Below are 14,119 nucleotides of genomic sequence, written 5' to 3' on the forward strand. Positions count from 1 at the left end.
GGATCACAGCTCGTCAAGACCCCGGCCCACGCCGCATCGGCAGCACACCCGAAGGAACCCCATGACCACCGCAACGGACCTCGGCCACCAGGACCTCGATCAGCAGGCCCCTCAGGGACTCTCCCTCGCCGAGCAGGCCTACCGCGCCCTCCGTGACCGACTGATCATGCTGGACATCGCCCCGGGAGAACCCCTGCACGAGGGGCAACTGGTGACCGAGCTCGGCTACGGACGCACCCCCCTGCGCGAGGCCATGAAACGCCTGGAGACGGATCACCTGGTGGTCTCCTACCCGCGCCGGGGGACCTTCGCCACCCGCGTGGACATCACCGAACTGGCCACCGTCTCCGAGGTGCGCCAGCTCCTCGAACCCCTCGCCGCACGCAAGGCGGCCGGCAACGTGGACCCGGACACCCGTGCCGCACTGATCCGGGCCCGGGAGGACATCGCCCGACTCTCGCAGGACTCCCCCTGGCGGGACGTCATGGCTGTGGACCTGGCCGTCCACCGGCTGGTCTACCGCACGGCCGGGAACCAGCACCTCGAGGAGTCCTTGATCCGCCTGGACAACCTGGCCACCCGGATCTGGTGCGTCGTGGTGGACCGCCTCCCGGAGGTGGCCGGCCACATCCGGGAGCACCTCGGCCTGCTGGACGCGATCCTGGGCGGCGACCAGGACCGGGCGGAGTCGATTGCCGCCGAGCATGTGCGCCACTTCGACGCGGCGGTCCGCAGCGCCATCTGAACCCGCCAGGCACCCTGGAGCTTTCGGACCTTCCGGACCCGGCATGTCCGACCAGGGGTTGACCGTGACCTGAGCCACTGTCACTATTTAGCGCAACAGTGTTGCCTTTACTGCAACATCCAGACCCTTCCGATCCGCGAACCGTCATCACCCCCCGGTTCCGGCCCTGCCCCGAAGGGCCGCCCCGCGACTGCACCCCTTGGAGGAAGTCGACATGTCCACCCCTGAGAACCACGATCCGGATCCCGGAGGCGTGTCCGCCACGGCCACCGAGGACAGCCCCGCGGCCGCCGACACCCGGACCGTCACCCTGCCGCGATTCCGCGGCCGCATCATCCCGACCCTGGACCGGGCCATCATCATGGTCCTGCCCCCGCTGCTGATCATCGCCGCCGTGGTGGCCGTGACGGTCAACCCCGAAGGCGCCGCCGCCCTGATCGGCCGGCTGCGGACCTTCGTCACCGGCGGCTTCACCTGGTGGTTCGTGCTCTACTCGCTCCTCGCCGTCGGCGTCTGCGCCTGGTTGTGCATCAGCCGGATCGGCAGGGTCCGCCTCGGCGGGCCCACAGCACGTCCCGAGCACAGCAACTTCTCCTGGTACTCCATGCTCTTCGCCTGCGGGCAGGGCATCGGCCTGATCTTCTGGTCCGTGGCGGAGCCCATCATGCTGCGGGAGGAGACCCCCGTCATCCCCACCGGTGCGAACCCGGGCGAGGGCGGCATCGTGTGGACCTACTTCCACTGGGGACTGACCGCCTGGGCCATGTACTGCGTCGTCGCCATCTGCCTGGCGTACTCGCACCACAACCTGGGCAAGACGCTCACGTTCCGCGAGGCGACCGTGGACATCCTGCCGGAGCGCGCCCAGCGGCCGGCCGGCGTCGTGATCGAACTGCTGGCCATCATCGCCACCGTGCTCGGCCTCGCCACCTCCTTCGGCTTCGCCGCCATGCAGTTCACCTCCGGCGCCACCAAGGTGCTGCCGATCGAGAGCAGCACCCTGGTGTGGATCATCGTCATCCTGGCCTTCGGCATCCTGACCGCCATCTCGGCCTTCCTGGGCGTCAACAAGGGGATGAAGCGCATCAGCGAGACGAACTCGATCCTGTCCATCGTGCTGGTCGTGGCCGTGTTCGTCTTCGGCCCCACCGTCTACCTGCTCTCCAACCTGTCCCAGACGTTCGGCTCCTTCTTCCAGCACTTCATCCCCATGAGCTTCTTCGCCGGGGCCGAGACCAGCGGGGCACCGCTGGCGGACTGGACCGACAGCTGGAACGGCTGGTGGACCGTGTTCATCTGGTGCTGGGTCATCGCCTTCTCCCCCTTCGTGGCCGGCTTCATCGCCCGCATCTCCCGCGGCCGCACCATCCGCCAGTTCGTGTTGGGCGTGACGATCATCCCGTCGTTGATCGTCATGGTCTGGGTGGGCGTCATCGGCTCCGCCGGCATCCACTACGACAACGAGACGGGTCAGATCTCGGCCGACGCGGCCGAAGACACCTCCTCCGCCCTGTTCTCCATGCTGGAGATGGTGCCGTGGATCGGCACGGCGCTGATCATGGTGGCGACCATCCTGGTGGCCACCTACTACGTCACCTCGCTGGACTCCGGCACCTACGCCCTGGCGGAGTTCGTCTCCGCCCCGAAGAAGTCCGGCCCCTGGTTCCGGGTGATCCTGGTGGCCTCCATCGCCACCGTGGCCCTGGTGCTGCTGTCCATCGGCGGGGTGGACGCTGTGGACACGGTCCAGACCGGCACCATCATCGGCGGCTTCCCGTTCTCCTTCGTGATCGTGCTGATGATCATCAACCTCATCCGGCGGCTGCGGTCCCGCACCGCCGCCACCCGTCAGCTCGAGAAGGACATCAACGATCCGGGCCACCGTGCGGAGGACGAGCTGTGTGACGAGGACGGCATCCCGCGGCACGACCCCCGCCGCGGGGTGGGCGCCGGCACCTACGTCGATCCGCAGGACATCTCATGACCGGGCCAGGCATCCACCCCGAGGTCCGGCTCTCCCACACGGACGCCTTCACCTTCCGGGACTGGCTGGCCACCGGCCAGGCCACGGCGCTGGTCCCGGTGGGCGCCTTCGAGCAGCACGGCCCCCATCTACCCCTGGGCACGGATGGCCTGCTGTCCACCGCCATCGCCGAGGCCGTGGCACGGCAGACCGGAGCCCGGGTGGCCCAACCCCTCACCTACGGTTACAAGTCCCAGCAGAAGTCGGGCGGCGGCAACCACCTGCCCGGCACGGTCAGCCTGGACGCCGTCACCCTCATCGGGGTCACCCGGTGCCTGGTGTCCAGCCTGCTGGCGCAGGGCGTCCGGCATGTGGTGCTGCTCAACGGGCATTACGAGAACTACCAGTTCCTCTATGAGGGGGTGGACCTGGCGCTCGGAGACCTCGGGCTGTCCGCCGAGGACGGGCCGTCCGTGGTGCTGCTCTCCTATTGGGACTACGTCTCCGAGCAGACCCTCGGGGCCGTGTACCCGGACGGCTTCCCCGGCTGGGACATCGAGCACGGCGGCGTCCTGGAGACCTCGCTGATGCTCCACCTGGAACCCGGGCTGGTGCAGCTGGAGCGCGCCGTGGACCACCCGCCGGCCCAGCTGCCGCGCTTCGACCGGCTCCCCGTGGTGGCGGGCCGCACCCCCGAGACCGGCTGCCTGTCAGCTCCGACCGGCTCGGATGCCGGCAAGGGCCGGCTCATGTTCGAGCAGGTCGTGGCCGACCTCTCGGCAGACCTCGTGGCGGAACTTGGCCTAGCGGCCGGCCCCGCCTGACATCCGCCCCGTGGATTCGCCCGAGCTCTTGACGTGACGCGGACCACAGGTGCACAATCAATGCAACGCCGTTGCACCTAATGCAACTCACCCACGGCCTATCAAGGAGAACCCCATGTCCACTGCGAACGCCATCTCGGACCTCGAGCGCCTGAAGACCCTGCACAACGGCTCCAAGCAGCAGCTGACCTTCTCGGACGCCGAGTTCGAGCGCCGCCTGTCCGGACTGCGCCAGATCATGGCCCAGAAGTCCCTGGACGCGGTCATCCTGACCAGCTACCACGGCATCAAGTACTACTCGGACTTCCTCTACACCACCTTCGGGCGCAACTACGCGCTGGTGGTCACCGCCACCAACTCGACCACGGTGACGGCGAACATCGACGCCGGCATGCCCTGGCGCACCAGTTACGGCGAGAACATCGTGTACACGGACTGGAGGCGGGACAACTTCTTCTACGGCCTGCAGGAGGCCCTGAAGCGGGACGGCGTGAAGGCCTCCCGCCTGGGCGTCGAGGACGACTTCCTGCCGGGGCTGACCCGCCAGCGCATCCAGGACACCTTCGAAGGTGCCGAGCTGCTGGACGTCTCCCAGGACGCCATGCGCCAGCGCATGATCAAGTCCCCCGAGGAGATCGAGGTCATCAAGCACGGCGCCCGCATCGGCGATATCGGCGGTGAGGCCATCAAGGCCGCCATCCGTGAGGGCATCACCGAGTACGAGGTCGCCCTGATTGGCACCGAGGCCATGGTCCACGAGATCGCCAAGACCTTCCCGCACCGCGAGGTCCGGGACACCTGGGTCTGGTTCCAGTCCGGCATCAACACGGACGGCGCCCACAACTGGGCCACCACCCGCCGACTGCAGCGCGGGGACATCCTGTCCCTGAACTGCTTCCCCATGACCTCGGGCTACTACACCGCCCTGGAGCGCACCCTGTTCCTCGGCCAGCCGGACGAGCGCAGCCTTCAGGTGTGGAACGCCAACGTGGAGGTGCACCGTGCCGGCCTCGAGCTGATCAAGCCCGGCGCGGTCTGCAAGGACATCGCCCACGAGCTGAACGAGATCTTCATCGGCCACGGCCTGCTGCCCAACCGCACCTTCGGCTACGGCCACTCCTTCGGCGTGCTCTCCCACTACTACGGGCGTGAAGCCGGCCTGGAGCTGCGTGAGGACATCGACACCGTGCTCGAGCCGGGCATGGTGGTCTCCATGGAACCGATGATCACCATCATGGACGGGGAGCCGGGCGCCGGCGGCTACCGCGAGCACGACATCCTCGTGATCGGCGAGGACGGCGGGGTCGAGAACATCACCAAGTTCGGCTTCGGCCCGGAGAACAACATCATCGACGCCTGACGGGCGCCGCTTCCAGCCATGGCCTGAGGTCCCCTGCCGGGGCCTCAGGCCATGGCATTCTGAAGCCAGGTTGCGCATCAGCGCCGAGTTCCGGGAGGACCACCATGAGCACCACCAGCACCGAGCACGACGCCGGCCGCACCGGTTCCGGCGCGGCCTCCGGTCCCGCCGTGGCCGGGAGGGGCACCGGCGGGGCGCGCGGCGCCTCCGTGATCGTCAACGTCCTGCAGGTCATCCGCTGCTTCACGGTGGAGGAGCCCCTCGTGGGCGTCACCGAGATCGCCGCCCAGGTGGGCCTGCACAAGTCCAGCGTGTCTCGGATCCTCGCCACCCTCGAACAGGAGCAGGTCGTGGAACGGGACGAGACCTCCCGTAAGTACCGGCTGGGTCTGGGACTGATTGTCGTGGCCGGTCCGCTGCTGGCCAACCTGGACGTGCGCCGCGTGGCCATGGACGACCTGCGGGAGCTCTCCGAGTCCACCGGGGAGACCGCCGCGCTGAACATCTGGGACGGCGCCGCCGCCGTCACGGTCGAGCAGGTCCCCAGCCGCCAGCAGGTCAAGCACACCTCCGTGCTGGGCAGCCGCTATGCCACCGGATACAGCGCGAGTGTGCAGGTCTATCTCGCCCACGAACACCCTGATGCCGTCCGGCAGCTCCTGCAGGACGGGACGCTCCAGTTCACGGACCCCCCGGGGCCCGAGGACTACCTCCGGCGGGTGGCCGAGGTCCGCCGCCTCGGCTACGCGGTCAACTACACCGAGACCTCGCAGGACGAGGTCGGCATCGCCGCACCGGTCTACGACCATCGGGGACAGGTGGTAGCCAGCGTGTTGGTGGCGGCCCCCTTCTACCGCGTCCCGCAGGAGGCGGTCGAGCAGCTGTCCGCCGCCTGCGGTGGCGCCGCCCAGCGCATCTCCCTGCGCCTCGGGGCCATCCTTCCATAGGCCTGCAGCCACCCGCGCCAGATGGGCCCGAGCGCGAGACCCCTCACCTCCGTGGTGCCTCAAGTCAACGTCCCCGGGAAATCTAGCTGGCCTGTCGGTGGTGGATTTTGATGCCCGAGGGGTCGGGTGGGGCGGTGGCGGCATGGGCCTCCCTTTCGAGCTCGCGGGCCGTCGCGGCGGCCAAGCGGATCAGTTTCTGTTGACTCCGGTCGATCTCGGTGGCGATGGCCACCGGGTCCAGACTGTCGTGGCGGGCTTTCAGCTCGGCCCGCTGGGCGTCGCTGAGGATTCCGGCGGCCCGCAACCGACGGTACGGGGGCTTCGGGGCGGTGCTTGCGCCGCCCCACTGCATCGGTGATCCAGCCGGTGGGCTTCTTCGTCGGGGTGAGGTCGTTCAGCCGGTCGTTGACCAGGGGCCAGAGCCAGTTCAGCAACACCAGCTCTTCCGGGGTGTCGTACCGGTAGTAGAACCCGTAGCGGCGCACCAGGTGCCCGTTCTTGGACTCGATGGTGGCCTGGTTGTTCTTCTTGTAGGGCCTCCCCGGGTGAAGGAGATGTCCCTGTCAGCGGCCCAGCCGATCACGTCCTAGTCGATGAACTCGGATCCGTTGTCGAAGTCCAGGCCGCTGACGAGGTACGGGGTCGCCTCGACACCGGACTGCAGGGCAGCGAGCACGTGCACGCTGGCGGTGTTGCGGATCGCGCGGGTGAACACCGAGCCGTTGTGCACGGTCCTTGGCCCGGGTCGGCGCCATGTACCGGTCGATCATGGCCGGACTCGTCGCCAGCAACTCGGCCCGCACCTGTCGGCAGTACCGGTCTTCCCCTCCTCGACCAGTGCGCCGTGGCTCTCCATCGCTTCGATCCACTCTGACATCGAGGCGGCCAGGTACTTCCCGCAGAACCCGCCGGAGGCGGCCCAGATCCGCCGTAGCACCACCATGGCGCCGTAAGAGTACTTGCGGGGCTTGGTCTTGCGCCGATCCAGCACCGCGACCGTCGCAGTGGCCCGCCCCGGCGGCTGGGCGGCGCGGCGGCGCAGCTTCTGGAGGGCGTGGTCTCGGTTCCAGCCGGTGATCGGCACGACCGTGTCGAGGATCGCGGTTTTCTGCTTCTTCGTCGCCGTCAGATAGGCCTTGGCGTACTACTGGGCCACTTCGATGCGGGTCGTCATCAACACGTCCCTGTCAGCATCTGAGTCTCGTCGCCCCCTTGACGTGACGTGTGCCACAGTCCAGACTGATCTGGACATCTTTTCATGCAACTCGATTGCACTCACTGCAACTCACAAGATGAGGTCCCCATGATCCCCGACCACACTCGCGCCACGGCGCCGCCCGCCACCCGACCCACCCTGAGCGGACAGACCCACACCCCCGTGGATGCCGCGACGCGTCGCCGCGTCATCGGGGCCAGCTTCATCGGCAACTTCGTGGAGTGGTTCGACTACGCCATGTACGGATACCTGGCGGTGACCATCTCCGCGGTGTTCTTCCCGGACTCCGACCCGGCCACCGGGCTCATGTTGACGTTTTCGCTCTTCGCGGTCTCCTTCCTCGTACGCCCCCTGGGCGGCTTCTTCTGGGGCCATATCGGGGACCGCTTCGGCCGACGCATCGCCCTGTCCTGGTCCATCCTCATCATGTCCCTGGCCACCTTCCTGATCGCCCTGATCCCGGGCTACGCCACGATCGGCATCTGGGCCCCCCTCGCGCTGCTGGCCATGCGCCTCGTCCAAGGTTTCTCGGCCTCCGGCGAGTACGCCGGGGCCTCCGCCTTCCTGGTGGAGTACGCCCCGCCGCGCAAGCGGGGGATCTACGCCGCCGTGGTCCCGGCCAGCACCGCCACCGGGCTGCTGCTCGGCTCGCTCATCGCCACCGTGCTGACGGCCACCCTCGACGACCAGCAGATGATCGACTGGGGTTGGCGCCTGCCCTTCCTGCTGGCCGCGCCCATGGGCCTGATCGGCCGGTACATCCGCTCCAAGCTGGAGGACACCCCGGCCTTCCGGGAGATGGCCACCAAGGACGAAGCCGTCAAGGCACCGGTCAGCGAGCTGTTCCGCCAGCACTGGGGCCGGCTCCTGCAGGCCTCCGGGGCCGTACTGCTGAACGCCGTGGGCTTCTACGTCATCCTGTCCTACATGCCGACCTACCTCTCCGAGGAGCTCGGTCTCGACAGCACCTCGTCCTATCTCGCTACCACGGTCGCCCTGCTCACCTATATCGGCTTCATCTTCGTCACCGGGTCCCTGTCCGATCGCTTCGGGCGCAAACGGCTGCTGATGAGTGCCTCGGTGGCATTCATCCTGTTCACCGTGCCGGCGTTCTACCTGCTGGGCACGGACAGCTTCGTGGTCGTCCTGCTGCTGCAGATCCTGCTCGGCGGCATGCTCGCCCTCAATGACGGGACCCTGCCGAGCTTCCTGGCCGAGATGTTCCCCACCAAGGTGCGGTACACGGGCTTCGCCGTCAGCTTCAACCTCTCCAACGCCCTGTTCGGTGGCACGGCGCCGCTGGTGGCCACCTGGCTGATCGCCACGAGCGGCAATGACGTGGCCCCGGGCTGGTACCTGATGGCCGCCGCGGCGGTGTCCCTCGTGGCAGTGGCCCTGTCCCGAGAGACCAGCAAGGACCCCTTGCAGACCGAGTGAGCGGGTGTCAGCCGGCGGAGCCGGCCGACTCCTCGATCGCCTGGCCCACAGACATCAGGTGTTCGCGCATGGCCCGGGCGGCGGCCTGCGGCTCTCGGGCGCAGACGGCCTCGATGATGGCCAGGTGCTCGGGCAGGGACTCCTGCGAGCGCCCCGGCTTCGCGAACAGCCGGTACTGGAACCGGACGGCCTGGGCCCGGAGCCGGTCGATGGTGGCGGCCGCCGTCTTCTGCCCGGACAGCCGGATGAGCGTGGAGTGCAGCTCCGTGTTGCCCTGGGCATAGGCGGCCTGGTCACCGGCCTCCACGGCGGCCTCCATGTCACTGCCGATCCGCCGGAGCACCAGGGCTTCCTCGTCCGTGAGGCGGCGGGCCGCGCGGGCGGCGCACAAGGCCTCGAGGGCGGCACGGACCTCCACGATCTCGAGGGCCTCCTCGAGGGGTACGGATCGCACGCGGGCGCCACGGTTCTGGATCCGCTCCACCACGCCCTCGACGGTCAGCTCGGACAGGGCCGTGCGCACATGTCCACGGCTAGCCCCGTACATCTCGGCCAGGTCCGCCTCCACGAGCCGCTGGTTCGGCACCAGCTCGCCGGCGAAGATGGCGGACCGGATCTGGTCCGCCACCGCGGTCGCCTTCACCGCGGCACCGGCACGTGTTGCTGTAGGCACTGGAATCTCCCCCGCTCGTCCGCCATGATGGATGTGATTGTGAACAATATTGTCACAGAAGTAGCCCAGCCGGGAGTCCCGGAGAAGAGAGGCCCCATGTGCGCTGCAGCCGCCGTACCCACCACGGAGATCCGGTGCATGCTGATGCGCGGTGGCACCTCGAAGGGTCTGTACTTCCTCGCCGAGGACCTGCCGGCCGATCCCGCCGCGCGGGACGCCCTGCTGCTGCGACTCATGGGCTCCCCTGATCCGCGGCAGATCGACGGGCTCGGCGGCGCCCACCCGCTCACCAGCAAGGTCGCGGTGGTCTCAGTCCGCCCCGACGGCGGGGTCGACTACCTCTTCCTCCAGGTGTCCGTGGACCGAGCCGTGGTCTCCGACCAGCAGAACTGCGGCAATATCCTGGTCGGGGTGGGCCCGTTCGCCATCGAACGCGGACTCGTCCCCGCCCGGGACGGCACCACCGAGGTGGTCATCCACATGGTCAACACCGGTTCGGTGGCCCGGGCCATCGTCACGACGCCGGCCGGCCGCGTCTCGTACGCCGGTGACACGGAGATCGCCGGCGTCCCCGGAACCGCGGCGCCGGTGGTGCTGGACTACCGCGGCACGGCCGGCTCCAGCTGCGGCGCCCTCTTCCCCACGGGGAATCGCAGCGATACCCTCGCCGGCGTCGAGGTGACCTGTGTGGACAACGGGATGCCCGTCGTCGTGGTCCGCGCCGTTGACCTGGGGGTGGACGGAACCGAGGACCCGGCCGCGCTGGAGGCCGATGCCCAGCTGTGTGCCGCGGTGGAGTCCCTCCGCCTCGAGGCCGGTGCCGCCATGGGGCTCGGGGATGTCACGGATGCCACCGTCCCCAAGGTGTGCCTGGTCTCCCCGGCCCGGCACGGCGGCATGTTCAACACCCGCTGTTTCATCCCGAAGCGCGTGCATGAGGCGATCGGGGTCTTCGCAGCGGCGTCGGCCGCAGTGGCCTGGCAGGTCCCGGGCACGGTCGTGGCGGACCTCGACGGCGATCACGCCTCCCGCGAGGTCCGGGTGGAGCACCCCACGGGGCACACCGACCTGGTCCTCGAGGTCGAGGACGGCACCGTGCTCCTCACCGGAAGCGTCCGCACCGCCCGCAAGCTGATGGACGGCACGGCCTTCACCTCATAGCGTCTAGGCGGAGAAGTAGCGGTCCTCGCTGCTCATCAGCCGGTCCCTGCGGCGGCCGAAGACCCGGCGGGCGAGCCACCACCGGTAGACTGGCACGGCCCTCGAGCCACCGCCACTTCTGGAGCCCACCCATGACCACGCCCATCCCGGTCAAGCCCAGCCGCCGCACGCGGCCGGCTTCCGGACCCCGCCCCCGGCTGAAGATGTCCCTATACGGGTTCCTGGTGGCCTGGCTGGTCCCGAACCTGATCATGGCGGGGCTCGTGCTGGTCCTCAACCTCATCCCCGCGCTGCAGTCCTACGGCTCGCTCGCCCCCCTGTTGACGGTGGTCGGTGTGGCCGGCATGGTGATCGGCCTGCCCCTGTGCCTGCTGGTGAACTGGCTCTTCCGGCACCAGATGAACCAGTGGATCCACATCCTGGGCTACGCCCTCGTCGGGATGCTCTACGGCCTGGCCGTGCTGTTCTCCGGGGCCGGCGGACTGGTGCCCATGCTCATCCCCGTGGTCGGCTTCCCGGCAGCCATCCTGATGGCCCTGGGCCGTACCCTCGCCCGGCCGCTGGTCACCGTGGTGCGCCCCGGGGTTTAACATGGTGGGCATGTCTTCCACCGCTCCCAACACCCCCGCCCTCGCCCTGACCATCGCCGGATCCGAGGCGACCGGCGGCGCCGGCGCCCAGGCCGATCTGAAGACCTTCCAGGAGCTCGGCGCCTTCGGCATGGTGGCCCTGACCTGCATCGTCTCCTTCGACCCGAAGGACCATTGGAACCACCGCTTCGTGCCGATCCAGCAGGAGGTCATCGCGAACCAGCTCGAGGCCATCCAGGCCGACTATGCCGGCGCCCTGAAGACCACCAAGCTGGGCATGATGGGCTCTCCGGAGACCATCTCCACGGTGGCCACCGCCCTGAAGAGTCAGGACTGGGACCACGTGGTCCTGGACCCGGTGCTCATCTGCAAGGGTCAGGAGCCCGGCCACGCCCTGGACACGGACCGGGCACTGAAGGCGGACCTACTACCGCTGGCCACCTTCACCACCCCCAACCACTTCGAGTCCGAGCAACTCTCCGGCCTGCAGATCCGCAACCTGGAGGACCTGAAGGAGGCCGCGAAGCGCATCCATGAGGTCTCCGGCGCCGCCGTCCTGGCCAAGGGCGGCATCCGGCTTGACGGCCCGGACGCCCAGGACGTGTTCTACGACGGTGAGGTCCTCGAGGTGCTCTCCGCGCCGAAGGTCGGCGAGCACGCGGTCTCCGGGGCAGGCTGTTCCCTGGCGGCCGCGGTCACCGCGGAGCTGGCCCAGGGCGCCACCCCGCTTCAGGCCGCCCGCCGTGCCAAGGAGTTCGTCACCGAGGGCATCAAGCAGCGCGTCACCGGCAACACCCCCTTCGACGCCCTGTGGCAGGGCGGCCTGCGCCGCGCCTGAGGCGCGGTGCCTCCGCACGGTGCGGGGCCGGCGCCGTGGCTTTGATTCCCGACGCCGGCCCCGGGCTCGGGTGCGCCCCACACCTCCCGGAATACCCGGCCGGGAGACGGGGTTGTGGCTGATATGAAGATCGAGATTTTCTCTGACGTGGCCTGCCCGTGGTGCTACATCGGCAAGCGCCGCTTCGAGACGGCCCTGGCCTCCTTCGAGCATCGGGACCAGGTGGAGGTCGAGTGGAAGAGCTTCCAACTGGACCCGAGCCTGCCCGAGCATGACCACCGCAACGAGATCGACTACCTCGTCCAGACCAAGGGCATGCCCCGCGAGCAGGTGACCCAGATGCTGGGTCATGTGACCGAACAGGCCACCGGCGAGGGGCTGCACTATGACTTCGAGGCCCTGGTGGTGGCCAACTCATGGAAGGCCCACCGGGTGATCCAGCGCGCCAAGGCGGTCTCGCTGAAGACAGCCGAACGCCTTGAGGAACAGCTGTTCCAGGCCCACTTCGAGGACGGGAAGGACATCGGCAGCGAGGACGTGCTCGTGGAACTCGGCACCGCCGCCGGGCTGACCGCCGAGCAGGTCCGCGAGGCCCTGGACGATGATCGGTGGGAGACCGCCGTGAAGCAGGACCTGGCCACCGCCCGGGCGCTGGGTGTCTCCGGCGTCCCGTTCTTCGTGCTGGAGCGCAAGTACGGCATCTCCGGGGCTCAGCCCGTGGAGGTCTTCACCCAGGCCCTGGAACAGTCCTGGGCCGAGTCCCAGCCCCTGCAGATGGTGCAGCCCACCGGCGCGGCTGGTGCGGACGGGTATCCCGACGGCCTCAACGGCCAAGCCTGCGGCCCCAACGGCTGCGACTGACGCCACCCACCCTGGCTGGACAACTGGGTCACACGAATTGCCCCTTCGCGGACGAGGGATCGGGGTCATTCGTGTGACCTCGTTGGGTCGCGCGGCGGCCTGCGGTGACTAGCCGCGGTGCTGGAAGTCGATGCCCAGGCGGCGGGCTGACAGGAACCGCCAGGCCAGCAGGATGCCGAGCAGGCTGGCACCGAAGGTCATGGTCCAGGAGAAGTGCCAGCCACCCGTGGCGGTGGCGATGGCGGCGATGATGATGGGCCCCACGAAGTTGGCGCCGTTGTAGATCTGCACCATGAGCCCCATGGCCGCCGCGCCCGATCCGTTCGGCGGGGCGATGTCCACGGCGATCCGGTTCAGGGTGGCGGGGACCAGCGCACCGACGGCGGAGAACAGCGCGACCGCCAGGATCTGAACGGCTAGTCCACCCGGGATGCCGGACCAGTCCGGTGCGAACGTGATGACTGAGGTGACGCCCATGGTGGCCAGGCCGATCAAGATGAGCCGTCGCATGGGCACACCGCGTTGATGCAACCGGCCGGTGATGATGTTCCCCACCCCGTTCACACCGCCCACCACGGCAGTGACGATCCCGGGCCAGAGCCCGCCGACACCGGCCTCGTCGAAGATGGTGGGCAGGAAGCCGATCACGGAACCCCACTGCAGGGAGTAACAGGCGAAGACCAGACCGGCGATCCACGGCGTCAGGGTCCTGACCGTGGCCCCCACCCGCCGCACCGCCAGCTGGACGTTGGAGTCGCGGTCGGAGGGTGGCGGCGGCACGAAGGTCAGGATCAACGGGATGGTCGCGGCGGTGACCACGGCCATCAGGATCCACCACACCTGCCAGCTGACACTGGTGAGCAGCAGGGTGGAGAGCAGGACCGCCACAAAGGTCGCCAGCCCCTGAAAGGAACCCCACCAGCCCATGGCGATGTTCGTCCGGGCCCGGGGCGTGATGAGGCGGATGAGCGGCGGGCACACCACCGTGGCCATGAGGAAGCCCACGCCCTCCACGGCCCGGGTGGCCATCAGGAAGCCCGTGGTCTCGGCGAAAGCCCCGGTCAGGGACGCCGCGGACAACAGCGTGAGCCCGATCAGCAGGGTGCGGCGTAGGCCCATCACCTCGGAGAAGAGGGAGACACCCAGGCCGAGGAGCATCGAGCCGACCTGGACGATGCCCAGCAGGACACCCGATTCGATCAGGGTCATGCCCAGGTCCTCCTGGACGAAGGACAAGGCCTCGGGAAGTTTCCAGATGTGCATGGCCGCGGCGACGCCGGCGATGACGATGGGGATCCAAGCGGTGCGCGCGTGTGCTGGGTGTCCAGCGACCGCGCCAGACGGGGCGTTCATTCTTGACACCCTAATACTCGTTCAGACCGCAAGGTGACCTGCGTCTTAAACACCTGAGAGGCGGTGGCTAGGCCACCGCCTCTCAGCGGATATTGGATTGGTGGGCCCGTATCCCCCCGGGCTAGTTCCACCGTTCCGATCCGTGTGCACC

The 14,119-nt window shown here is 68.5% G+C and carries 15 protein-coding genes; 10 read left to right on the forward strand and 5 right to left on the reverse strand.

What is annotated here, in order from left to right; translation table 11 throughout:
• Positions 1-61: 61 nt before the first annotated feature.
• The 5 genes from ACSU1G_RS05015 to ACSU1G_RS05035 all read left to right on the forward strand — a co-directional run bounded on the left by ACSU1G_RS05015 (position 62) and on the right by ACSU1G_RS05035 (position 5,839).
• The gene (locus tag ACSU1G_RS05015) at positions 62-745 is read left to right on the forward strand and encodes a GntR family transcriptional regulator (RefSeq protein WP_439278821.1); all 684 of its coding nucleotides are present in this window, start codon (positions 62-64) and stop codon (positions 743-745) included.
• Positions 746-959: 214 nt separating this feature from the next.
• Positions 960-2,729 carry a BCCT family transporter gene (locus ACSU1G_RS05020; protein WP_439278822.1) on the forward strand — a complete coding sequence of 590 codons (1,770 nt, stop codon included), beginning with the start codon at positions 960-962 and terminating at the stop codon, positions 2,727-2,729.
• Positions 2,726-3,532, forward strand: coding sequence for a creatininase (locus ACSU1G_RS05025; RefSeq protein WP_439278823.1), 807 nt, complete (start codon positions 2,726-2,728; stop codon positions 3,530-3,532). Before ACSU1G_RS05020 ends, ACSU1G_RS05025 begins: the two co-directional genes overlap by 4 nt.
• 115 nt (positions 3,533-3,647) lie before the next feature.
• The gene (locus ACSU1G_RS05030; protein ID WP_439278824.1) at positions 3,648-4,892 is read left to right on the forward strand and encodes an aminopeptidase P family protein; all 1,245 of its coding nucleotides are present in this window, start codon (positions 3,648-3,650) and stop codon (positions 4,890-4,892) included.
• Positions 4,893-4,996: 104 nt separating this feature from the next.
• On the forward strand, positions 4,997-5,839 hold the full coding sequence (locus ACSU1G_RS05035) for an IclR family transcriptional regulator (protein WP_439278825.1): 843 nt from the start codon (positions 4,997-4,999) through the stop codon (positions 5,837-5,839).
• Between the two features lie 82 nt (positions 5,840-5,921).
• Here the strand turns inward: ACSU1G_RS05035 and ACSU1G_RS05040 are convergent, their stop codons facing one another.
• The 3 genes from ACSU1G_RS05040 to ACSU1G_RS05050 form a co-directional block, all read right to left on the reverse strand.
• Complete coding sequence (locus ACSU1G_RS05040) at positions 5,922-6,191, reverse strand: hypothetical protein (protein WP_439278826.1); 270 nt, start codon at positions 6,189-6,191, stop codon at positions 5,922-5,924.
• A 234-nt stretch (positions 6,192-6,425) separates the two neighbouring features.
• Positions 6,426-6,569 carry a hypothetical protein gene (locus tag ACSU1G_RS05045; protein WP_439278827.1) on the reverse strand — a complete coding sequence of 48 codons (144 nt, stop codon included), beginning with the start codon at positions 6,567-6,569 and terminating at the stop codon, positions 6,426-6,428.
• A gap of 36 nt (positions 6,570-6,605) precedes the next feature.
• Positions 6,606-6,923: a hypothetical protein gene (locus ACSU1G_RS05050; RefSeq protein ID WP_439278828.1), complete on the reverse strand. Its 318-nt coding sequence runs from the start codon at positions 6,921-6,923 to the stop codon at positions 6,606-6,608.
• Positions 6,924-7,142: 219 nt separating this feature from the next.
• Between ACSU1G_RS05050 and ACSU1G_RS05055 the strand changes: the two genes are divergently transcribed.
• A complete protein-coding gene (locus ACSU1G_RS05055) occupies positions 7,143-8,492 on the forward strand; it encodes an MFS transporter (protein WP_439278829.1) in 1,350 nt (449 codons plus the stop codon).
• 7 nt (positions 8,493-8,499) lie between these two features.
• Here the strand turns inward: ACSU1G_RS05055 and ACSU1G_RS05060 are convergent, their stop codons facing one another.
• The gene (locus ACSU1G_RS05060; protein ID WP_439278830.1) at positions 8,500-9,165 is read right to left on the reverse strand and encodes a GntR family transcriptional regulator; all 666 of its coding nucleotides are present in this window, start codon (positions 9,163-9,165) and stop codon (positions 8,500-8,502) included.
• 96 nt (positions 9,166-9,261) lie between these two features.
• On the opposite strand from ACSU1G_RS05060, the gene ACSU1G_RS05065 reads away from it, so the two are divergent.
• The 4 genes from ACSU1G_RS05065 to ACSU1G_RS05080 all read left to right on the forward strand — a co-directional run bounded on the left by ACSU1G_RS05065 (position 9,262) and on the right by ACSU1G_RS05080 (position 12,615).
• Positions 9,262-10,326 carry a 4-oxalomesaconate tautomerase gene (locus tag ACSU1G_RS05065; protein ID WP_439278831.1) on the forward strand — a complete coding sequence of 355 codons (1,065 nt, stop codon included), beginning with the start codon at positions 9,262-9,264 and terminating at the stop codon, positions 10,324-10,326.
• Positions 10,327-10,457: 131 nt separating this feature from the next.
• Positions 10,458-10,916 carry a hypothetical protein gene (locus ACSU1G_RS05070; protein WP_439278832.1) on the forward strand — a complete coding sequence of 153 codons (459 nt, stop codon included), beginning with the start codon at positions 10,458-10,460 and terminating at the stop codon, positions 10,914-10,916.
• Position 10,917: 1 nt separating this feature from the next.
• Complete coding sequence (thiD, locus tag ACSU1G_RS05075) at positions 10,918-11,754, forward strand: bifunctional hydroxymethylpyrimidine kinase/phosphomethylpyrimidine kinase (protein ID WP_439278833.1); 837 nt, start codon at positions 10,918-10,920, stop codon at positions 11,752-11,754.
• Positions 11,755-11,877: 123 nt separating this feature from the next.
• Positions 11,878-12,615 (forward strand): DsbA family oxidoreductase, encoded by a 738-nt coding sequence (locus ACSU1G_RS05080; protein ID WP_439278834.1) that lies wholly within the window; start codon positions 11,878-11,880, stop codon positions 12,613-12,615.
• Positions 12,616-12,723: 108 nt separating this feature from the next.
• On the opposite strand, the gene ACSU1G_RS05085 is transcribed toward ACSU1G_RS05080, so the two are convergent.
• Positions 12,724-13,968, reverse strand: a complete 1,245-nt coding sequence (locus ACSU1G_RS05085) for an MFS transporter (RefSeq protein WP_439278835.1) — start codon at positions 13,966-13,968, stop codon at positions 12,724-12,726.
• Between the last annotated feature and the right edge of the window lie 151 nt (positions 13,969-14,119).

This window comes from Microbacterium sp. A93, from assembly GCF_051842835.1.